We start from the raw sequence: 19,573 nt of genomic DNA, 5'->3' as shown, positions 1-19,573 counted from the left end.
ACAATGAAATCAACATGTTTGACAAAGGTTTACAAGAAAAATGAAAGAATCACCACTAGTCCTGTCAAATAAAAAATACCGCCCTGACATTGATGGATTAAGGGCGATTGCTGTAATACTTGTTTTATTTTTTCATGCTAAAGTATTCGGTGTTAATTCTGGATTTGTTGGTGTTGATGTATTTTTCGTAATCTCAGGATATTTGATAACACTAGGAATAAAAAATGGATTAGAAAGAGGTGATTTTTCATTCATTGATTTTTTCAAAAGAAGACTATGGAGATTGCAGCCTGTTTTTATTACTTTAATAATTGTAGTGACAATAATAACCACACTGACATACCTTCCTGATGATTATTTAAAATATACCAACAGTCTTAGATACGCATCCTCATTTTTATCAAACGATTATTTTTCCAACTTAAATAACGGATATTTTACAGATGATGTGAACATTATGCCTTTATTGCATACATGGTCATTGTCTGTAGAATGGCAATGGTATTTATTGTTACCTTTTTTAATGTTTATATTTTTTAAATTACTTAACATTAAAAAATGGACGTATTGGATATTACCACTTACAGCTATAATGATAATAGGCATTCACTTTGGCTCTCTTGCAATACAAATAAAAGAAACAGGTGAGAGTAAAACCTTGTCTTTTATCTTCAACGATAAAAGCTCACTAAAATATTACTATAGCTTTTCTGGCCGTATTTTTGAGATGCTCATAGGATCATCTTTAGCTGTTATTGGCTCGTTAAAAGTAGACCGAATTCCTCAATGGTTAAACTCCATACTTGGCATTGCTTGTATTGCAATTATTGTCTCTATAGGGATGATGGATGGAATTTTAGCTTTTTACCCAAATAAATATGCACTGTTTGTATGTTTAAGTTCTGCTATTTTAATATATTTGGGCGGATCAATAAAACAAGGTATTGCAACAAAAATACTATCGATAAAACCAGTGGTATTCATTGGGCTAATATCATACTCTCTTTATATTTGGCACTGGCCAGTGCTGGCGTTTATTAGAAACTTAAGCATTGAAGAAACATTGGGCGTTATTTCATTGGCATTAGTTTTATCATTATTGCTTGCCATTATCTCCTATCGTTATGTTGAAACTTATTTCAGAAGAAAAAATTCAGTATCCTTCTGGAAAACTTTAGTTGTTTTAGTGCTAATACCATACATCCTTGTATCCACACTGAACCATAAAAGTAAAGCTACTAGTGGCATTCCATCGCGATTAGGTGGCAACTATATGAACCTGGTTCATAATAAAACGATTCAATACAATTGGATGGATAGAATAAAAAATGAATGTAATATAGAAAACTTAAGCTTAATAATGCTTAACTGTCACTTTAATGTAGGGGCAAAAAAAACTGCTCTTGTTATGGGTGACTCTTACTCTGATCATTCTTGGCAATTTTTAAAATCAATCATTGGAGATAATGATATATCACTAGAATCAAGTTCACTTGGTGGATGTTTAGCCGTTGAAAACAATTACAGTAATGATAATGAAAATGCATGTAGAAATAGAACCATCTCTAATTATAAAAAAATTGAAGAAGGATTATATCAGTACGTAATCATAAGCGAAACGTGGGCCAGATATATTAGCAAGGAAAATTACCCTAATACATATGAAGCAAAAAAAAATCTAGAAGCAGGGCTTGAAAAGTCCATAAAAAAAATAGTTAACAGTAAAGCCAAACCAATTATTATCATTGGGATTTTTGACGCTTATAAAAATCAAAATCCATTCTATCTGGCAAAAATACAGCAAAACTCTTGTGTGATGAAAAAATACAAATCAAGAGGATTATTAGAATCCACTTGTGGTTTCGATAGTAATTATAAAAATGACGAATATAGAATTTGGATTGACAATATGTTTTTAAGGTTAAAAGCCAAATTCCCTGAATTGATCTTAATAAACATGTATGAACTTCAATGTTCTACTGGCGTATGCAGGACGGATATTGACGGCTACCCCGTTTATCGAGATTGGTCACATTTAACTGATTACTCATCGCATCAATTTGGCATTGAATACCTTAAGATGCATGGTAATATCTTCAAATAATGACCGGGCAGAAATGCCCGGTCACTTTACAGATATATAGGTTGTGGTAAGAGTGGTTTTAACCACTCAGGAAGGGATTCAAAATATGTAATATATCTTAGGTCATTTGCATAAACCTCTCCTAATAAATGGTAATATTCCGATGATTGTTGGCAACAGAACCAGCTAATAATTACTGTTTCTGTTCCATCAGAAAATTGCACATATAAAATACCCATATAACTCCCGAGTTAAAATACATAATCAACTAAATTAGATGCAAAATTGCTTAATGTGCCAACCGTTGCATTAGCAGAGTAATAAATGGTTTGTGCAGTGATTACCGGGATGTTCATAGCTGTATATGTAGACCCATAACCTGCCGTAGTTGTCATTGCGCTTGCCCGCCAAGCGATACCAGAAAGGGACGATGAAAACCCCATGCCAACAACGCCATTAGTAGATGTCCCCAATGCGCCATCTACGCTGCAATACTTAGCATTTATAGGTAAGTAATTGGGCATATTTATTGGCAGTAGCGGTGTCGTTCCTGTTGTTGTAGTCAGTACGGTTATTCTAGGGAATGAAATAGAACGGTCTAACTGATAACCAACTGTAAACTGGCTGCTCGCAGTTCGCCACACACTGACCAACGCGGACGCCGTATAACCCGATGGCATGTTAGCCCCGCCATATACTTCAGGGGCCAGCACTGACGTAGCATTAACTGCAAGCAATGCAGAAACTTGAGTGGTTGGGTTATAAATCGCATACAGAGCCACAAAGCCCGCAGCCGGAACCGTACCGGTATCCATCCCGCCTGCACCAGTTGTTGCAAGGTTTACTGTCTGGCTAAAACTACTCAGTTTGTACTGCAATCCACCTAAAGCAGTTTGCACGATTAATTCATCCGCGGTGAATGTTGCCGTCGCAGATGCGGCTGTAACACTCATTTTTGCATTGCGCGATGTACCAACAACCCCTGTTAATTGCGATAAACCAATGCCGCCAAGGTTTGCAAGAGCACCAGCGGCAGCAGTTGCGCCGGTCCCGCCGCCAGAAATTGGGACTGGGTTTGCTGAGTTCCAATCCTGATTAAAAGTAAACACTCTTGAACCGGCCGCTCCTACACATAACAATTTATAAACTTTAAAGTTAGCCGCAGTTCCAGTGTCCGGTGTTAACTCCAGTCCCATTCTGGGGCCATTAACAGTAGAAATATAAATAACTCGGATGCTTACTCGGGTGCCAGCGTTATAAGTTATTCCGGCCGGAGTATTTACCCAAGTATTATAACTTGTTACGTAATTAGCACCTGACGTGAATACAAAGTTTTGCCAGTCGAAATTTGCAATATCGGCCTGAGTCGGCAATCCAATGCCTATCCCCGTCAGACCAAGAGTTGCCAATTTAGATACAGCAGTGGCTACCTGATCAAATTTATTGCTGTCTGGTGTGATACCGGCAGCACTCAGTACGCTAATTAATTCACGCTGAATGGTATTAAACCACTCTGCCGGCAATATCGTTGGTGGCACCCCACCCGCAACATTGCCATCCGTAAACTCGCCATTAATGTCAGCGCGGGTATTGGGAATATCGCCAATTTTTTGCATAGAAAATCCTCGCCAGTTAAGGCGTTAAAAAATGAATGAAGGGTAATTATTTAATTAACGTAGCCAAATTTAAGAATGGTATGAGAAGGGTTTAATACGGTTAATCGACATTCAAGCTGCTTATTTCCCCACGAACGCAGCGGATCACCACAATACGTTAAACCACACTGAGCATAATTGATGGTGGTTTCTGGTGCGGTAATCAGCCAGGTGAAAGGCCACTCATCACCGTTTAAAGCATCCCCACAAACGGACATCCCGGCACAGGCTTGCCGGTATTGGGTGATAGCAATGGAGTAACCCAATGCCTCCGCAACACGAATAAAATAAGCAACAGACTGACCACCAATGCCAAACAGTTTAGATACTACGGCCCGCTGACGTTGGATAATGCTGTCAATCTCACCTATCGCACATAAATCAGGTAAACCAAGCGTCGCTTCCCATTCAGGCAGCATTGCCGTTGCTGTAGAGGGAAAAGCCGCATCGAGCAGATCACGGGCATCCTCATCACTGCGTTGGAAGGATCGAGCTAGTGCGCGTAACGTACTGGCTTGAACACCGTTAAGTTGCCGGGGCCAAACCAACCCGCCCGGCATCAGTGCCTGAAGCGCTGCGGTATATTCATTCACAGAATAACGGCTCATAGGTAGGTCACCGTTCCCCGGACAGGTAATTTACCGGTTTCAAGCTGAATATTATTCGTCGGAGAGTCGAGAATAAAACCACTGGTCCCTGTCACATCGCCGATGGCCAGCAGCAGTGACGACAGTAAGATTTTCCCACCCGGCTCACCCTCAGTAAAAAACACCTCATCAATAGCCGTATTTATTGCCGCGGTCGTTTCACTGGATGCCGCAGGAATACCACTGATAACAAAATTCACGGGCGCGGCAACCGGCGCACAAACATAGATGATGGCGATAATGGGCTGTAAGGGATAGATATGATCTGCAACTCGCCCCTGATCGCCGGTCGCTTTCACCGCCCCCCATTCTTCAAGCTGAGATACGCCGTCAGTCCCAACAGGAAAGCCGCCAGAATCATTGCCATCGCACATGATATAAATACCAACCGTACCAACCCCCTGTAAGCGGCGTTTAACCCAGCATCGAGTAATACCTGGTACTGACAATGCCCAGCCACGATAATCAGTATCGTTACCGCCTTGAGGGGTGTTTTGATAGGCCAGCAACATACGGGAACGAAAAGCATCTTCTGACTCAATATCAGCGCCGCCAGATATCTTAACTGTTGCGGTGGCCACTGACAGAACACCATCAATCGCTATATCTAATGTCAGCGACGTTCCGGCATCTGCATTTCCCGCCACACCGCCGCCCGTAGTGTCATCCAGTACACTGGGGAGTACGGCAGTGATTGAACCGGTGGCGGTACCACTAGCCCCCAAAGTTACCTCATGATCGAGGCGATATTGATAACCATCGGCCCGATTTAAAAGACTACCGGCGGTAATGGCACGGCCTGCGGTGCCACTAAACTCGACTGTAGGGCAGGTGGCGGGGTTGGCGGGTTTGCGGAAAACATCTTTCAACGCGGCCCACGCGGCAAGATATTCGTCAGTGGCATTATAAGGCGTGGATTGCAGCGCGATATAATCCAGATAACCATAATGTAAATGCGCCATTCCGGCATCAGCATCACTGATCACACCGATATTGGAGAAGCGCAATAAATTACCGCCCGTCTTGAGTTCTGATTGAATATAAGACAGGTTGCGCTGGCGCAGTTCGCTTAATGTGGGGCGATTAAATGGCATGTATTAGGTCTCCCATACCCATGAGAATTTAACTGAAGCCTGTGCTTTAGCCGGTTGTTGATAGCTGATGATCAGATTCAGTCGGTTGGGATACATTATCTGAGCATTGGCGCTTATTGCGGTCACTACACCATCATCAAGTAACCAAGCTACGGCTTCATTGGCGTAATCCTCAGCCTTTAACGCGACTTTAGTCGTGAGTTTTTCGCGGCGAAGCAACCACAAACGAGAGCCTATCGGATACTCTGAGCCGGTATCACCCCACCACCCGCGCCGATCGTCGCCGTCGATAGCGTCATCAGAACGGGCTAACCGGTCCGTGAACAGGCTAATTAAAATGGCAGTCTCTAAATCATCACCCTCCAGCAACCCACCGCCGCCGGTTTGCCAGTCACCCAGCAATTTGTCCGGTTCCCAGACTGTTTTGATATCTGTTGTCATTCAACCACCTTGCCCGTCACTTCACTGGTTAATGTCGAGCTACCACCCTGAACATTTTTAAGTTGGTGATTGTGGGTGTTATAGGCTTCGCGCAGGGTTTTCAGTGTGGTGCTATTGCTGTCCGCGTTATCGACAATATCGCCGCTGACCTCTAATAGCGGCGTATTTAGCCGTACTTTCCCCGAGGCATTAATCGTCACCTCAGTCGCATTATTGACCGTGACCGGTTGGCCATTGGCTTCAATAATAATGCCAGCTTCCGTTAACTTGACGTATTGCCCCCATTGCGAATAAATCACCGTTTCACCCGTATTGAGTCCGGTGTGGCGAAAAGACTGATGATTTGAGCCAATAATGACTGCACTTGACCTGTCACCACCTAAAAAACCAATAACCACATCAGTATTGGCGGGAAGTCCTGATGAAAAACCGAACTCAGCCAGCCTCGGGGTATCACTACGAACTTCTAAAGGGGTTTGATATTGGACGGTCTGAATGGTGCCACCATCATTGCTGCCCGTCACCCGCCCCACCCCGATCATCATTTTTATTTGCCGGTATAACTTGGAGAGTTGCCCTGAGTCGCTCATTACTGGTTTAACTCCATAAGATTTGAATAAAACTGATAAGGTTGGACGGTAAAGGCTTCGGGGGGCATCAGGACCATTTGCGCGGCGGTACCGTGGTCGTCTTTGAGGTAGGTCACCTCCGATAGCAGCCAGAGTTCATCCTTTAAACCAAAAACAGGTAAATCAATGGGGATCAGCGTGTTAGGTTCCCACAGTTTTCCGTCTTTATCCCGCCAGCTATCGACCGTCACCAACAGCTCTTTAGAGCGTCCATAACGGCGGTTCATTTCCCAATCAATACATTGTTGAGCCAGTTTTAGGGCTTTCATGGTACTTTCAACAATGATAATGCGGTTTCGATAGCGCATTTGGGCTGCTTCAGGATCGCGGCTTCGCGCTAACGTAACTGAACCGTATCCCGCATCCTGAACCTGCTCCTGAAGTTGACTAACAGACATCGAAACACCGATATAGTCAGAAAATCGTTGGTCCATTCCCGAGTTATAAGCAGCGTCTTCAATATTGATGCCCTGCGCTACCCCGCTGGCTGCTTTTCGCGTACCCACCCGAGTTAGATATAAACTGCCATCGGGTAGGTCGTAATACAGTAATGCCGCCCAGCGCGTGATACGGTCAATAATTTCCTGAGAGGACTCCCCCCAGTTCAATGTAAATTGGGAAACAATATCGAGGTCGGTAACATCACTGGACACCGTAATGCCGTAGGGCATCGCTAACCGTTGAGCTATCTGTAGCGCTGTCGATTGGCTGATCACATTGTTTGGCCACTCTGCGGAGCAATCAACCAAGTCCTGGCACTTGCTCCGCCCTGTAGCCCTCACTTCGCGGCGGTTACGGCTGATCATCGGTGCCCAGCGGTCTATGTAGCCTGTGAGAACAACATCATCCCCCAAATTAACGACACAGGCGTCTCCCGGGTTAACCCACTGCTGATTGTCACTCCCCGGATAAAGGTCCATCAATGACAGGCTGAAATCGCTGGGTAACCGCTCTATGCTGCGCGTGACCCGTATATTATCCCAACCGGAAATCAGCTTATTGCCAATGCGTAGTGTCAGATCATCACTCATGAGTTCAGTGCCTTAAATCGGACGGGCATAAATGCCGGGTGAACGGGGTTAGCCATTTTCACCAACGCGTCACCCCGTCGTGCATCCTGATATAGCCGATTGGCAAGATTAAGCGCGGGTAGTGATCGGTTAAAATTGACTGTCTCAACACGAGACAGGTTCGCGCCGGTCTGCTGTAACAGCGTGACGATTGAACCGCACAAGTCGTTTAGTGCCTGGTATACCTCATCATTACCCCTGTCAGCCGCAGAAAGCGCCGCACTGTCTACAACATCACAGACCCGCGTCAATATATCGACCGCATCGTCGTAGCTTTCAGGTTGATATTGCGAAGCAGCAAACACCATCGCACCGGCGCACAATACAATAATGAGTTGGTAGCTGGCGGCTGCGGTATTGCTGTCACTGGGATTAGGTCGAAAAGTATTGTCATCAACTTCCGTTAATTCTTGCATCATACGGATTAAATCAAGGGTACTGGCTCCGCTGGCCAAGATGGCATTCACAACAGCAAGAACAGCATTCGCATGCCCTTCAACTGTAGCGGCTGTTCGTAATGCCTCCGTGGCCTTGTTGACTGACTCCCGACCCTCAACTGATACCGCCATTCTTTGTGCCACCAGCGCGGATAGATTGGCCGTGTCATTTTGTGTACTAATGGATGCAGTCGCACCCGACACGCTGCCGCCAACCGTGCCGTGGTTGTAGCGGCCATAACGATCCCGGCCTAATGTAGAGCGGAGCATATTCCCAAGGTTTGTTGCCTCGCTGGTTGTTGAATTCACCATATTGACCCAGAATGCAGCCGTACTTTTCAGCGTTCTGATGGTTTGAGTGACAGAGCGGATCTCGCCTTTTACCGTCGCAATAAATGTCGCAACGGATTTGGAGGCCAGCCCAAACCATGATGACTGAATAGACGAAACGGCATCTGCTGAACTGGTAACAGAAAATACCCGTAAACCAGACTCAATGATGGTCAGAGTAAATTCAAAAACGCGCCCTGACTCAGCCCCTTCATTCAGACGAAGACCACTTTCAGGAATACTGACCGTCATTTCACCCAGCGTTGGGTGTACTAATGTTCCCGCATCCGGCATTTCACAGGCAGCAATCAGTGAATCACGCTGAGTCATGACGTCAGGCGCGTTATAAAGTCCACTACTCTGAATAAGAAAACCACGGATAGTCAGGCGGCGAGTCGCGCGGCCCAAATCCTCAATCCATGCTGTATCGCGATAAGGGTATTCATGAATGGCCTGACGACGACCGAATACACCCTCAGCACTCATAACCGCAAAGGGAACCCCACGGAAGGATGCGGGGTGAAGGTGTTCAGACCATTGCCAGCTATCGCCGCCCGTACCTAATAAATCAGAAAGTGCATTACCTATCAGAGACATTTATTCCCCCTTAAAGTAAAAAACCCCGCCAGAGGCGAGGTTTGTAACTACGTTGAGTTAACTTGGGTAATTCATTGATGTTGATATTTTAGCGCCTGCTGGGGAGGTAATGGTTCTGCGGGCACCTGTTTTATCATCAATCAGCGTTAGCTCTATTTCAGACTTGCCGCCAACACCTTGAGTTATGTCATCAATGTCCCTAACGCTATTATTCGGATTTGTTAAAATAGATGGTGGCTGATTTCCTGTGATGCTTTCTCCGGTTTCGTTTATCGATACTGGAGGTGATACGTTGATATCAGAAGGAGTATTAGTCGCTAACCCGCCGGACTGAGGATGAATGGCAGGTAAACCCGGCATAATCTTCTGGAGATAGTTACGCGTTTCAGCAGGCGCTTGCTCTAGCCCATATTTTTTAACGTTATTCTGTCCCCAGTTATAAGAGGCAACGGCCTTATTGACATCCCCATCAAACATTTTAAGCAAGTCAGAAAGATACTTAGCTGCTGCTTCGCTGGATTTATTGAAGTCCATGCGGTCATCCATCGAGTTTAAGCCATAATCTCTACCTGTTGGCGGCATAAACTGAAATGGACCCTGTGCCCCTGCGGGTGATAGTAGATTTTTACCTCGGTTAGATTCAGTCAGGTAGACCCGATCAAGCAAGGTTGAAGGGAGGTTATACTGTGACTCTAACTGCTTTAGTCTCGCTTGCTGCTGATCTTCGCCGGGGAGTATGTAGGGTGATTTAACGGGAGCGACGTTTTTTTGCTTTTCTATCTCAAGCCGTTTCTTTTCCTGCGCTTCCCAATCCGCACCGTACTGATCATTTAATTTTTGGGTAAAATCCTTATCTGGATACCCAAACGTTAAGTAGGCTTTCTCTTTAAACGATAATGTCTCTTTGAATTTATCGTCTACTCGCGCCCGATGAAGAATATCTTTCTGTTTATCACCATGTGCAAACGAGTTTTCATCATCGTTCTCGCGCATCCTCATATCATGAAGTTGGGTCGCAGCACTTCCCTTGACCATATTTTCATCCGGCAACAGTTTTTTGGCGGCCCATATTTTTCCCTTGGCCATCAAACCATCAATTGCTGCGCTGGCCTCCTTGAGCTGAGCATTCAATTCAACCAGTTGCGCATTAACTTTTGGATCAACCGTTAAGCCCAAACTATCCGATTTAGCCAGTAACTCTTTGTACCTGGCACCCTCTCGCATTAATGCTAAAAGGGGGGCGTTCAATCCTAAAGCATCTGCTAGCGTTTTCTGAGTTTGTGGCGAAAGTTTAGGGAATATCTTGGCAACATTGTCCAGCGTTTTATAGACATCTGCCGTGCCATCTTTGAGGCGTTCAATGACAATGCCGTTCCGAGCCAATAACTCCTGTGTCACATCGTTACGTGCCCACAAAGGGTCATTAAACGTCTTGTATAGCCCTTCAACAGATTGGCGAGCAGTGTCGCTATCCACCCCCAAAATCTGCATTGCACCGCTAACACGGCTAAAATTATCAACTGACATACCGGCATTTTTAGCCGCCACATCAAGCGAATAGGCTGAATCAGCAGCCGCACTTAACCCCTGAGCGGCTTTGACGCCAATATAACCAACAGCGCCAAGCGCACCAAACCTGAGTACCTTGCTGCCAATCTCACCAACCATTTTTAGCGGGGGCACCATATCACCGACAAACTGCACACCTTCACGCGCAAACTGCCCCATTCCCTTTAGACGAGCATTGAGGTCGTCAATACCTTCAACTGATCCCTGCCCCCCTAATTTAAGTCCATCACGGGTTTTATCCAGATCAGGAATGAGATTTTTAACGGCCTCTTCGATACGCTGAATGGAGGCCGACGCCTGATCTGTCGCGGTCAGTTCAAAATCAAATGCATTACCCATTTTTCCCCGCCTTCACCTTGTTAATTCTGACCGCCTGCTGATACCACCACTGTAATCGGCTATAGGTCAGGGACCAGGCATCTGCTGGTCCCCACCCATAGTAATAGGTCACATCTGCTAGTTCGTTACCCCATTCTCCACCTGGGGGGAGTAGGCTAAAAAACCCATCATGTAGACCTCACAGGCTTTATAGTCGGTAAAAGCCATCTTTTTGATGGCTTCACGCGGTACATTCGACACAAGCGAAATAAGCAGCCCCATCGCACTGAGTGCACCAGATTTAGCCTGTTCGTCATAAAACTGCTGAACCTGAATCAATATCGGCTCACTGAGTTCGATAGCCTCATAGGTGGTTTTAGTGGCTTCATGAGAAATAGGCTTAACGAGGGGGATTGTTTTAGTGCGTTCTAATTCAGACATCTTAGTTCTCCGTCACCGATACCGAACCACCTTCCCAGCGAATATCAGCAGTCGCCTCGGTACTATCCACTTCTTGGGTATTTACCGACCACATACCACTGCCGATAATCGTTTTGCCATTGGCCAGTTCACAGACAATATTGACATTGGTCTGGTCGTTAAAATCGCTGATCGACGTGCCGCCACTGTCGCGGATTTGGCAGGAAATAAACGGGGCGCTAAAGGTTTCTTTATAACCATGCACCCCATCCATTCCCGTCAGGGTTTCACGCTTGAATTTTGAGGGGCTGTATTTAAATTGCCCCGCAACCATGATGGTCAGGCCGTCAACGGTGACATAAGCTGTTCCCGCGAGGCGATTGGATGTATCACCCATGATAATGAATCCTTATGCTGATGCCTGGAGGCGGAATTGGTTGAGAACAGCGAAGATACGCAACTGATTGATCAGGACACCGGTCCACAGCACATCAACTCTATTCGGGTTACTGGTGTTTTTTTCGACAATCAATCCCTTGGCAAACCCTTTGGCATCCTGCACATAGCCGTTAAATTCCAACGTCTGGTACTGGGCAATCAATTCAGCGCGGATCACGTTCGGTGTGATAATCGCCGAGCCGGGGGCAAAACGAGTGCCATCGGCCGCCAGCTTCATACGGGCGAATTTCGACGTTACCTGGGTACGCAGGAATCGAGTGACAAACATCAGCAGGAATAAGGTCTCAATCTGCAAATAGCTGTCATCTTCCGCGCCATATTTGTTCTTTTGGTAGGTGGTAATGATGTTTTCTACCTGTACCGTGCCATCGTCGGTAACTGTCACGGTAGAGATCCCGCTGTGCAGCAGGTTATTACGTTCAGTCAGGGTAAAGCGGCTGGACAGTGGGGGAGCCAGTACACCACTGATTGCCAACGTTTGTAGCGGGCGGCCGGGGTCGTTACGCAGACTTTGCGCAATAGCGCCAACATAAGCCGCTGACCAGATATAGCTTGGTGTTGGCGAGCCATTCACCCCCAACAGAGAAGCATGCTGATCATTACGCAATTCGCCTGCGGCTGTCAGTTGGCCATAAGTACCGGATTGAGCAGCGAAGCTATGGCCGTACAATTGCTCTGCATAGCTCCAGCGACCGGTACTGTCTGACAGAAACTCTTTGATTTTATTTAACGAGGCCGTATCCGTGTACGGATTGATAATGAAATCAAAGGTCCGATCCTGCAAATTAGCCAGGGCATCATCCAGTTCAGGCGCGCCCGCGCCGCCAGCCATTGGCGTAAATGTCAGTACCAGGCTATCTGGTGTTGTTTCGCCACCGGCGCTACCCAAATAATTCAGCCGTAAATCAATCGTGTTACCGTGGGCACCTTTGTTTTTAGCAGTGAGCGTGATGACCGCCGCCACCGCAGCAGCAGTGACAGGCAAGGCGCTGGCGGCATTGATGGCGGAAGTTAATGCAGTGGCAATCTCTGCCACCTCATCAGTCGCCACCACTGCGACTTGCACCCGAATACCCGCGATATACAGAGAGATAACCCCAGTTGCTGATGCCTGCGTGGTCACGGTAATCTTACCCGTTGCCGCAACCATGGATTCCGCATCGCTCAACGGTAAAATGTAGATCTCACCGGCGATGTCATTCGCTAAGTATGCAGCCATCTGACCATGCAACATTGAACCTGCACCAGCTTGCCCCGCCACGGTAGCCACTGAAGAAACCGGTACCGGAATATCCGCAGGTAACGAGCCTGAAGCCAACATCTGGCCGATGATTAAAGTTCGCTGCGTCGTTGTCGCCGTGTTCGCCTGTGAGTTATCAAATTCAGCGAAGAAAAGCGGTGTCCGAAGATTGCTCGGAATATGAGTAAAAGGAATAGTCATTATTTGGTTTTCTCCGCTTTGGTGGTTTCTGGCGCAGGTTTAGCCTCTTTAGGTTGTTCGCGCACCACATCACCGTCGTTTAAACGACGACGCCAAAATGAATTATCGGGAACCTCAGAGCCGGATTCAGGCAAAAAGGTGCCCTTAACCGGGTCGCGTACAGTGCGACCGGCTACGGGTTTAACAATCATGAGGTTTACTCCAGGAAGTTGATTGAAACTACGGGTTCGGTAGTGCCATCTGGCATGGCGATCGTGACATCCATACCGTCTAATCTGTCGGCATTAATGGGATAGAAGTCTTCCGGCCCCTGGTAATACTCGATATCCAGTTCCATCAATAATTGAGCCATATGCCCTTCACCACCCGAATCCAGAGCAATGGTTGAACGGACTCGGGCAAACTGCTGTATCTGACGAGTGAGGTCATAACTGTTTATCACCGCCCGCTCAATTTGTTCTCGCAACCGTTCGAGCGCCAGCTCTGCCTTATTCGCCCCATCATTTTCATTTTCGCCGTCAAGCTCCTGCAACCGCCCAGTGATACGCACGGTGGTAATGGTGTTAAACTGCGGGGCGTTGCGGCCTAATGACTGTTTTTCCTCGATAAGGGTTTGCACCAAGATAACCGGATACAACTCCTCAGTGGTTGGCCAGTCACGCGGGGAGTAGACGCGGTTTCCCGCATCTGTATTTCCGATAATGGCATCAACAACCAGTTGCCTGACTTGCGCTGTATTCATGATCTTGTCCGATTAAGAATGAGTTTGCTGCCGCCGTGACTGTCTGGCTGAACATCTGCTACAACAAACAAGGTATTGACCGGCTCATTAGCAACGATGCCAATAAATACCCGGTCCCCCTGTTTAGGTGGTGAACGAAACTCACTGTCTCTTACCCCTAAAACGGGATTGGTGGTGTTAATGGTGCTACCGTCATCCAGCGTATCAATGGTGGTATAAGCCCGATCAAAGATGCCGCTGATGGTATAAGTTGGCTTACCACCATCAGGCCGGTAATCAACCGGGTCACCAAATACCGCTTGTAGGGGTGCAAGAAGATGCTGATCCCAGTTGATACCCATCAGCCACCTCGATTTATCTTCACACCATCATCGACGGTTATTGAGGGGCCAATAGTGCTAGCTGCCTGCTGCCGTAAGGATTTCACATCAGCAACCACGCCCAGGCTAATCAGTCGTTCAGCATCATCATGTAGCAGGAATAAACGGCTATTCTCCGCATAAGTTTTCCCGCTATGGCGCAGAGTCTGGCCTTTTACGACAACAACCTCCAACTCGTCAGATTCGTCAGATTCGTCAGCAGAATCATCATCCCCCATCTCACTCTCTGCTGAGTTTCCATGAACATCAGATTCAGAAAGAACTTTTTCATCATTCTGTTCCTGTTGGGTATCAGCCGCGAACTCGGGCGGCAAGCCGCCCAGTTCATTGATAGTCGGTTGTTGCTTTGCTGGTTTTGCCATATCACACCACCGTTGCACAGAGTGAGGCATTAACCCGGCTTGGGATCACCAACGGGGCAGATTGCATCATCAAATAACGCTGGGCGGGGTTAGGCATAACCCATGATTTAGGCGCGAACGCCAAAGGCCCATAATTAAACGCTGGGTCAAGAATGACACCAAAGGCGCGAGTACCCATTAGATCAGCACCTGACATCAATACGGCACCATCGGGGATCATCGGCTTTTCAATGCCATCAACTGGGTCAACGAACCAGTCGTTATACAACCACAAATCAAAGTTGCCCCAGCGACCTTTATAGACTGCGCCTTTATTGATTCGCGGACCGGCATCGACCTGATTACCAAACGGACTCAATGCTGGGAATGAAATAGCATTGTCCTTAATGGTGGTATCGAGACGGAACGCTTTCCATGAAGAGGTCGTAAATACCAAGTCAGTGGCCACCGCCCCAGACTCTTTCAACATCAATGTTTGCCAGTCTTCAATATCATCTGATGGCTGGGTATTTGTCGTGCCTGCGGGAACAGATAAAGGCCATTTATCTGACCCACTCAGCGTAATCGTCAAAGAACTTGAGCGGCCAAAGTCAATCTCAGCCGTTTCAAACCCTTCACCCACGACCATGATTTTTGCTTTAGTCAGTGCGCTAGCCGCCATCCATTCCAAACGACGGTTGATCATGTCAATTTGATCTTCCATTTCAAATTGAATATTGAGCATCTCACGTTCAGTCGCGGTGAACTCCCCCCCAATACGTTCACCCATTTGACGTCGGATTGGTTTGCGCAGATCTGGAACCCGCACATCTTTAATGTAAGCAGGCTTAAAGGTATTGGTCTGATATTTTCGGCTTTCAACCAAATGACCGGCGACTAACGGCGAGACAAAAGGCGCCAGACGGCGCTTACCGATGTCCACATCAATTGAAACCTCTTCAGTCTCATAGGTAACGATGTTGGGAAAGAAGCGATCCAATAGCCAGTTTTGGCTAGTTTTTAGGTTAGGAACAACCTGAACCAACGCGTTGGTATCAAAAATATTCATGTAGTGTCTCTTTTGATTTTCTGGCAGCCAGAGCCGCCAGACAAAGATTGAGGACGAGTAAGCCCCTACCAGGTGAATGGCATTGGGTGCAAAGTAAGGAATTTAGGTTTTAGACTGGAGCCTGGATACTGTCTTCGAGGAAGATTGAGTAGGTCCGTAGATCGGTTTTTAATTCAGCCAGCGTCCATGAAGCATCATGAATAATGCGGTTTTGATTGAATTGCCCCATCAAATAAACGCCTCCGCGCTGAGATGTTGTTGTCGTATCCACATCATCAACGAGGATGGCGACCGGAACCTCACTGCCATCGGTGGCGGTCTTAACAGACTTGACGTACTCACCTGATGCCGTAATTTTACCCAACACTGTGCCCCGCAAATGTCTCGCAGCCGCCTGAGCAATAACGCCAGTATCAGTGACCAGTTGTAATGTCCCAGAGACTAACTGGTCTGGCATAAACAACGATGAGCGCATGCCCGGTTGAAATGCATTTTGTCCAAAGTTATCCATTATTTTTTACCTTTTGCAGAGTCATAGAGGCTGGTCATCTTATTGACCAGTGACGCGCCTTTTGATGCGGCAGCGGTGTCTTGTCCGGGCTGTGCATTACCGTGGGCTTGCATCCGCTCATCCAAAGAACGTTTACGAGGGGCTAATGCAGGTGAAGTAGCTGCGGTGGAGGCAAGAACACGGATCACAGCGGCAGAACTCATGCCGGAATTAAGCGCCAGAGAAACCGCTAAATCTCCGCGCCCGGTAGCATGTTTACTGCCAAAGATACGAGCACAGCGCTGGCGTTCAGCACTGCGGCCTTTTTTGACGTTACGGTCTTCGGTATCATCATCACCGTCATCGTCACTCCCTTCATCCGCGTCAGCATCATCGCTGTCATCCTCAGCATCAGGGTCCTTATTATCCTGATCATCAGGATTATCGTTTGAGTCGTCATCGTTCTCTTCAGCTTCAGGATCTTTTTCATCATCTTCAGCCTGACGACCTTTGGCCTTTTTGACCTTGTCTTTATCGTCCTCAGTCTCTTCTGACGCCTTGGCCCCACGGCCAAACAGGTGTGAAAAACCTTTAATTTTCGCCATTACTTTTCTCCAACCAATGTTAATAAATCGCGGAATGCGACATCAGGCGGGGCAACTTGATCAGCCAGCCCCAACTGCACACCATCAGCAGCCAAGAAACATGCCGCCTCGGTGTCTCTGATCGTTCTCTCTGCTACCCCGCGATTGCGGGAAACCGTACTCACGAACAAGCGGCCCATCTCGTCAACATCGGACTGAATGGCCTTCTTTGCTTCTTCGCTTAATGCTTCGTAGGGATTTGATTCCGCTTTTCTGCTGCCAAAGGTGATTATCGTGACCTGTACGCCATCGCTTTTTATGCGCTGTGACCAGTCAACATGCATCACGATGACGCCGATCGAACCGACCCCGCCGGTGCGAGGAACGATAATACGATCCGCTGCACTGGCCAGTGCATAAGCAGCCGAATAAGCATTTTCGGACAGGATTGACCAAATGGGTTTAGCGCCTCGGGCAGCATAAATTTCATCGACCAAATCAAAACAGCCGGCGACTTCGCCGCCCGGTGAATCGATATCAAAACAAATGCCCTTAACAGCGTCATCATTCATTGCGGTCAGAAAGCTGGCTCGAATGCCGTCATAGCCTGTCATGCCGCTATAAGGTCGCAGGGTGCCTAACTTTTGCACCAACGTGCCCTGAATCGGAATGACCGCCACGCCCTCGATAACGTCATAACCACAATCACGCCCTTTGCGTGAAAAGAAATCATCCTCTTCGTCGGCCCAATCGGCATTGGACTGAATGCGCGTCAGGCCGAACCGGTCAGTCAATGCCGCCATAACGACTTCAGCCTTGTGCGGATGAAGTGCCAGCGGGGTGTTAAAGAGCCGCTGGGCTAAATGTGGAAGATTCACTGTGCCTCCGGTTTTTGTTGTTGATCAGGCGCAAAGGTGTCAGCTTGCAGCCATGTAGGGATAGCCAATCCACGCTCAATGTATGCCTCACGTTCTCGCTGGCGCTGATCCAGCAGTTCTTCCCAGTCTTCGCCCACGTTCTCAGCGGCTTCCATTTCGAGAGTAGACAATCCCGCCTCCATCCCGAGAATGGCCCCTTTCTTCTCAGCCACGGGATCAACCCAACCACGACCTGGCCCCATCCACTGCGCACGGCAATATGCCGCTTTCGCTGTGAGAAAATCAGGTGCGCCATCAGGCAAGGGAACCTCACCTAAATCATGCAATTCTTCGATAAAACACGACAATATTGGCTGGGCGAAACCTGTAGCAAAATCATCGCGCCGGCGGGTCAGGGTTTTCCAAGCTTCCAGCATTGCTGAACGGGCTGAGCTGTAGTTAACATCTGACCAGTCTTGTGTCAGTTGCTGGGTAGAAATTCCCAATGATGCGGCTATGTTCCGTAACGCCGCGCTTTCAAAAGCAACAAAGTTACTGGTTGGTCGAACCGCGTTTAGGGTGGTCATTTCCTCACCGGGTGCCAGTATCGGAATACGTGCGCCACCCTGTAGTGACAGGCGTTTTTCGTCGTGATACTCGCGGCGCATGTCTTGATATCGGTTAACTTCCTCACCCGTATCAAGGGCGTCCGCTACCAAACTTGGGTCATAAGGTGATGTGATAAAGGCGGCAAAAATGGAGTTCAGGATTGACGACTGCAACTCAACCTCATCGTACTTAATCAGCATTTTAAGACGCTGAACGATGGGAGTGAAAATACTGATACCCCGATGCTGGGAGGCCCGGTCACTATCAAAATCATGGATGACGATTGGGCGGCCCCAGTCAGTTTCACGCGGGATACGCTCCCAAGTCATGGTTTCTTTACCGCTCCACCAGTCGCCCATGTGAGCTTTTCGGATGTGATAAGCAATAGGTACCCCATCCTCATCAATCTCTACCCCACCGCGAATATTCGGCATGTCGAAATTTTGCTGAGGATTGCTTAATCTATCCGGGTCGATGATCTGCATGGTCGTGGCATACTGCGCGCGCCCATAGCCCAGACGGTCAGGTCGATATTGCATAACGCAGAGCGCATCACCGTCAGTTAGTTTGTGGCGAAAACCAAGCCGGAGCAGTTGAGCGACTGTTTTCTTCCTTTCCACATCACAATAACGGTTCGGATCATTCGCCCACGTTCGCCAGCCTGATTCAATGGCCTGTCCATATTCATCAGCCCATTTAGCGTCAAATTTAGGGTTCCCGGTCATCAGTGCCAAAGTCCGGTAATCAACCTTGGCAAGCGGCCGGAAAGACGCACCAACGGCATTATCCAAAATGCGGGTAACGCTGCCCGAGGCCCAACCATCGTTACGTACCATGTCGCGAACGCGGGCAACAACCTGATCGCGGGAGGTATTGATTTCGTTATCCGGTGACCACAAGGACGGCTGCCAATTGGCCATAGAATCACTGAATGAATCAGCAGCGTCATACGGAACCCCTCGGGAACCACTCAACATCGATGCCCTTGATTTGGATGGCGGCAAGGGGCTACCGTCAGGACCTAAAATCCTTACTGGGTTTTTCATCAGTAACGAAACCTTATCGCCCTGCGTGGACGCTTAACGATGCCTAGCTGAGCCTGAAGAAGCTGAATTAACCCCATGAGTATCCCAATATCTGTTTGCTGATAGGTAACCGATCGGGTGCCATCCCCTTGCGCATAGGAGAACGAAACGCCCTTCGCGCCGGACGATAATTCGATATAGGCTTGCTGCGCTCGGTTTAATGCCTCTTCTAATTGGGCGCGACTCATCGCACCGGCCAGTAGGCTAGTGTTTGCATTGAACATGG

At 47.6% G+C, this 19,573-nt stretch carries 21 protein-coding genes and 1 pseudogene; 1 reads left to right on the top strand and 21 read right to left on the bottom strand.

The window, feature by feature from the left end:
* The first annotated feature begins 40 nt into the window (after window positions 1-40).
* Window positions 41-2,104, top strand: a complete 2,064-nt coding sequence (locus V2A84_RS03485; protein ID WP_442848605.1) for an acyltransferase family protein — start codon at window positions 41-43, stop codon at window positions 2,102-2,104.
* A gap of 1,385 nt (window positions 2,105-3,489) precedes the next feature.
* On the opposite strand, the pseudogene V2A84_RS03480 reads toward V2A84_RS03485, so the two are convergent.
* From V2A84_RS03480 to gpW, 21 genes and pseudogenes are all read right to left on the bottom strand, one after another.
* Window positions 3,490-3,699 (bottom strand): annotated as a pseudogene (locus V2A84_RS03480) (hypothetical protein); the annotation flags it as partial.
* A gap of 50 nt (window positions 3,700-3,749) precedes the next feature.
* The gene (locus V2A84_RS03475; RefSeq protein WP_442848604.1) at window positions 3,750-4,346 is read right to left on the bottom strand and encodes a YmfQ family protein; all 597 of its coding nucleotides are present in this window, start codon (window positions 4,344-4,346) and stop codon (window positions 3,750-3,752) included.
* On the bottom strand, window positions 4,343-5,479 hold the full coding sequence (locus V2A84_RS03470) for a baseplate J/gp47 family protein (RefSeq protein ID WP_442848603.1): 1,137 nt from the start codon (window positions 5,477-5,479) through the stop codon (window positions 4,343-4,345). The genes V2A84_RS03475 and V2A84_RS03470 overlap by 4 nt, the downstream gene beginning before the upstream one ends.
* 3 nt (window positions 5,480-5,482) lie before the next feature.
* Window positions 5,483-5,920, bottom strand: a complete 438-nt coding sequence (locus V2A84_RS03465; protein WP_083159834.1) for a phage GP46 family protein — start codon at window positions 5,918-5,920, stop codon at window positions 5,483-5,485.
* Window positions 5,917-6,510, bottom strand: coding sequence for a phage baseplate assembly protein domain-containing protein (locus V2A84_RS03460; protein WP_442848602.1), 594 nt, complete (start codon window positions 6,508-6,510; stop codon window positions 5,917-5,919). The genes V2A84_RS03465 and V2A84_RS03460 overlap by 4 nt, the downstream gene beginning before the upstream one ends.
* Window positions 6,510-7,580, bottom strand: coding sequence for a phage baseplate assembly protein (locus tag V2A84_RS03455; protein ID WP_442848601.1), 1,071 nt, complete (start codon window positions 7,578-7,580; stop codon window positions 6,510-6,512). Before V2A84_RS03455 ends, V2A84_RS03460 begins: the two co-directional genes overlap by 1 nt.
* Window positions 7,577-8,983 carry a DNA circularization protein gene (locus tag V2A84_RS03450; RefSeq protein ID WP_442848600.1) on the bottom strand — a complete coding sequence of 469 codons (1,407 nt, stop codon included), beginning with the start codon at window positions 8,981-8,983 and terminating at the stop codon, window positions 7,577-7,579. Before V2A84_RS03450 ends, V2A84_RS03455 begins: the two co-directional genes overlap by 4 nt.
* Before the next feature lie 57 nt (window positions 8,984-9,040).
* Window positions 9,041-10,891, bottom strand: a complete 1,851-nt coding sequence (locus tag V2A84_RS03445) for a transglycosylase SLT domain-containing protein (RefSeq protein ID WP_145931974.1) — start codon at window positions 10,889-10,891, stop codon at window positions 9,041-9,043.
* Between the two features lie 117 nt (window positions 10,892-11,008).
* Window positions 11,009-11,311: a phage tail assembly protein gene (locus V2A84_RS03440; protein WP_080608340.1), complete on the bottom strand. Its 303-nt coding sequence runs from the start codon at window positions 11,309-11,311 to the stop codon at window positions 11,009-11,011.
* A 1-nt stretch (window position 11,312) separates the two neighbouring features.
* The gene (locus tag V2A84_RS03435) at window positions 11,313-11,687 is read right to left on the bottom strand and encodes a phage tail tube protein (protein ID WP_049602789.1); all 375 of its coding nucleotides are present in this window, start codon (window positions 11,685-11,687) and stop codon (window positions 11,313-11,315) included.
* A 12-nt stretch (window positions 11,688-11,699) separates the two neighbouring features.
* Entirely contained in the window at window positions 11,700-13,190 is a 1,491-nt protein-coding gene (locus tag V2A84_RS03430) for a phage tail sheath subtilisin-like domain-containing protein (RefSeq protein WP_442848599.1), read from the bottom strand.
* On the bottom strand, window positions 13,190-13,381 hold the full coding sequence (locus V2A84_RS03425; protein WP_083159848.1) for a DUF2635 domain-containing protein: 192 nt from the start codon (window positions 13,379-13,381) through the stop codon (window positions 13,190-13,192). The genes V2A84_RS03430 and V2A84_RS03425 overlap by 1 nt, the downstream gene beginning before the upstream one ends.
* A gap of 5 nt (window positions 13,382-13,386) precedes the next feature.
* Window positions 13,387-13,932 (bottom strand): ATP-binding protein, encoded by a 546-nt coding sequence (locus V2A84_RS03420; RefSeq protein WP_442848598.1) that lies wholly within the window; start codon window positions 13,930-13,932, stop codon window positions 13,387-13,389.
* A complete protein-coding gene (locus V2A84_RS03415; protein WP_226720283.1) occupies window positions 13,929-14,273 on the bottom strand; it encodes a head-tail joining protein in 345 nt (114 codons plus the stop codon). The genes V2A84_RS03420 and V2A84_RS03415 overlap by 4 nt, the downstream gene beginning before the upstream one ends.
* On the bottom strand, window positions 14,273-14,674 hold the full coding sequence (locus V2A84_RS03410) for a hypothetical protein (protein WP_442848597.1): 402 nt from the start codon (window positions 14,672-14,674) through the stop codon (window positions 14,273-14,275). The genes V2A84_RS03415 and V2A84_RS03410 overlap by 1 nt, the downstream gene beginning before the upstream one ends.
* A gap of 1 nt (window position 14,675) precedes the next feature.
* On the bottom strand, window positions 14,676-15,722 hold the full coding sequence (locus V2A84_RS03405; protein ID WP_442848039.1) for a major capsid protein: 1,047 nt from the start codon (window positions 15,720-15,722) through the stop codon (window positions 14,676-14,678).
* A 109-nt stretch (window positions 15,723-15,831) separates the two neighbouring features.
* A complete protein-coding gene (locus V2A84_RS03400) occupies window positions 15,832-16,233 on the bottom strand; it encodes a head decoration protein (protein WP_442848596.1) in 402 nt (133 codons plus the stop codon).
* Window positions 16,233-16,817 (bottom strand): DNA primase, encoded by a 585-nt coding sequence (locus V2A84_RS03395; RefSeq protein WP_442848041.1) that lies wholly within the window; start codon window positions 16,815-16,817, stop codon window positions 16,233-16,235. The genes V2A84_RS03400 and V2A84_RS03395 overlap by 1 nt, the downstream gene beginning before the upstream one ends.
* Window positions 16,817-17,674, bottom strand: coding sequence for a S49 family peptidase (locus V2A84_RS03390; RefSeq protein WP_083159862.1), 858 nt, complete (start codon window positions 17,672-17,674; stop codon window positions 16,817-16,819). The genes V2A84_RS03395 and V2A84_RS03390 overlap by 1 nt, the downstream gene beginning before the upstream one ends.
* Window positions 17,671-19,308, bottom strand: coding sequence for a phage portal protein (locus V2A84_RS03385; RefSeq protein WP_442848595.1), 1,638 nt, complete (start codon window positions 19,306-19,308; stop codon window positions 17,671-17,673). Before V2A84_RS03385 ends, V2A84_RS03390 begins: the two co-directional genes overlap by 4 nt.
* Window positions 19,308-19,571, bottom strand: coding sequence for a gpW family head-tail joining protein (gpW, locus tag V2A84_RS03380; protein WP_083159866.1), 264 nt, complete (start codon window positions 19,569-19,571; stop codon window positions 19,308-19,310). Before gpW ends, V2A84_RS03385 begins: the two co-directional genes overlap by 1 nt.
* Between the last annotated feature and the right edge of the window lie 2 nt (window positions 19,572-19,573).

The sequence above is a fragment of the Yersinia sp. 2553 StPb PI genome (assembly GCF_052217105.1).
GTDB classification, from domain to species: domain Bacteria; phylum Pseudomonadota; class Gammaproteobacteria; order Enterobacterales; family Enterobacteriaceae; genus Yersinia; species Yersinia enterocolitica_E.
The sequence above is the reverse complement of the archived record's forward strand: the minus strand, read 5'-3'. Positions and strand labels throughout refer to the sequence as shown.

Bases quoted from the DNA above. Each gene is read 5' to 3' on its own strand.
- V2A84_RS03485 (WP_442848605.1), top strand. From the start codon at position 41: ATGAAAGAATCACCACTAGTCCTGTCAAATAAAAAATACCGCCCTGAC.
- V2A84_RS03475 (WP_442848604.1), bottom strand. From the start codon at position 4,346: ATGAGCCGTTATTCTGTGAATGAATATACCGCAGCGCTTCAGGCACTG.
- V2A84_RS03470 (WP_442848603.1), bottom strand. From the start codon at position 5,479: ATGCCATTTAATCGCCCCACATTAAGCGAACTGCGCCAGCGCAACCTG.
- V2A84_RS03465 (WP_083159834.1), bottom strand. From the start codon at position 5,920: ATGACAACAGATATCAAAACAGTCTGGGAACCGGACAAATTGCTGGGT.
- V2A84_RS03460 (WP_442848602.1), bottom strand. From the start codon at position 6,510: ATGAGCGACTCAGGGCAACTCTCCAAGTTATACCGGCAAATAAAAATG.
- V2A84_RS03455 (WP_442848601.1), bottom strand. From the start codon at position 7,580: ATGAGTGATGATCTGACACTACGCATTGGCAATAAGCTGATTTCCGGT.
- V2A84_RS03450 (WP_442848600.1), bottom strand. From the start codon at position 8,983: ATGTCTCTGATAGGTAATGCACTTTCTGATTTATTAGGTACGGGCGGC.
- V2A84_RS03445 (WP_145931974.1), bottom strand. From the start codon at position 10,891: ATGGGTAATGCATTTGATTTTGAACTGACCGCGACAGATCAGGCGTCG.
- V2A84_RS03440 (WP_080608340.1), bottom strand. From the start codon at position 11,311: ATGTCTGAATTAGAACGCACTAAAACAATCCCCCTCGTTAAGCCTATT.
- V2A84_RS03435 (WP_049602789.1), bottom strand. From the start codon at position 11,687: ATGGGTGATACATCCAATCGCCTCGCGGGAACAGCTTATGTCACCGTT.
- V2A84_RS03430 (WP_442848599.1), bottom strand. From the start codon at position 13,190: ATGACTATTCCTTTTACTCATATTCCGAGCAATCTTCGGACACCGCTT.
- V2A84_RS03425 (WP_083159848.1), bottom strand. From the start codon at position 13,381: ATGATTGTTAAACCCGTAGCCGGTCGCACTGTACGCGACCCGGTTAAG.
- V2A84_RS03420 (WP_442848598.1), bottom strand. From the start codon at position 13,932: ATGAATACAGCGCAAGTCAGGCAACTGGTTGTTGATGCCATTATCGGA.
- V2A84_RS03415 (WP_226720283.1), bottom strand. From the start codon at position 14,273: ATGGGTATCAACTGGGATCAGCATCTTCTTGCACCCCTACAAGCGGTA.
- V2A84_RS03410 (WP_442848597.1), bottom strand. From the start codon at position 14,674: ATGGCAAAACCAGCAAAGCAACAACCGACTATCAATGAACTGGGCGGC.
- V2A84_RS03405 (WP_442848039.1), bottom strand. From the start codon at position 15,722: ATGAATATTTTTGATACCAACGCGTTGGTTCAGGTTGTTCCTAACCTA.
- V2A84_RS03400 (WP_442848596.1), bottom strand. From the start codon at position 16,233: ATGGATAACTTTGGACAAAATGCATTTCAACCGGGCATGCGCTCATCG.
- V2A84_RS03395 (WP_442848041.1), bottom strand. From the start codon at position 16,817: ATGGCGAAAATTAAAGGTTTTTCACACCTGTTTGGCCGTGGGGCCAAG.
- V2A84_RS03385 (WP_442848595.1), bottom strand. From the start codon at position 19,308: ATGAAAAACCCAGTAAGGATTTTAGGTCCTGACGGTAGCCCCTTGCCG.
- gpW (WP_083159866.1), bottom strand. From the start codon at position 19,571: ATGTTCAATGCAAACACTAGCCTACTGGCCGGTGCGATGAGTCGCGCC.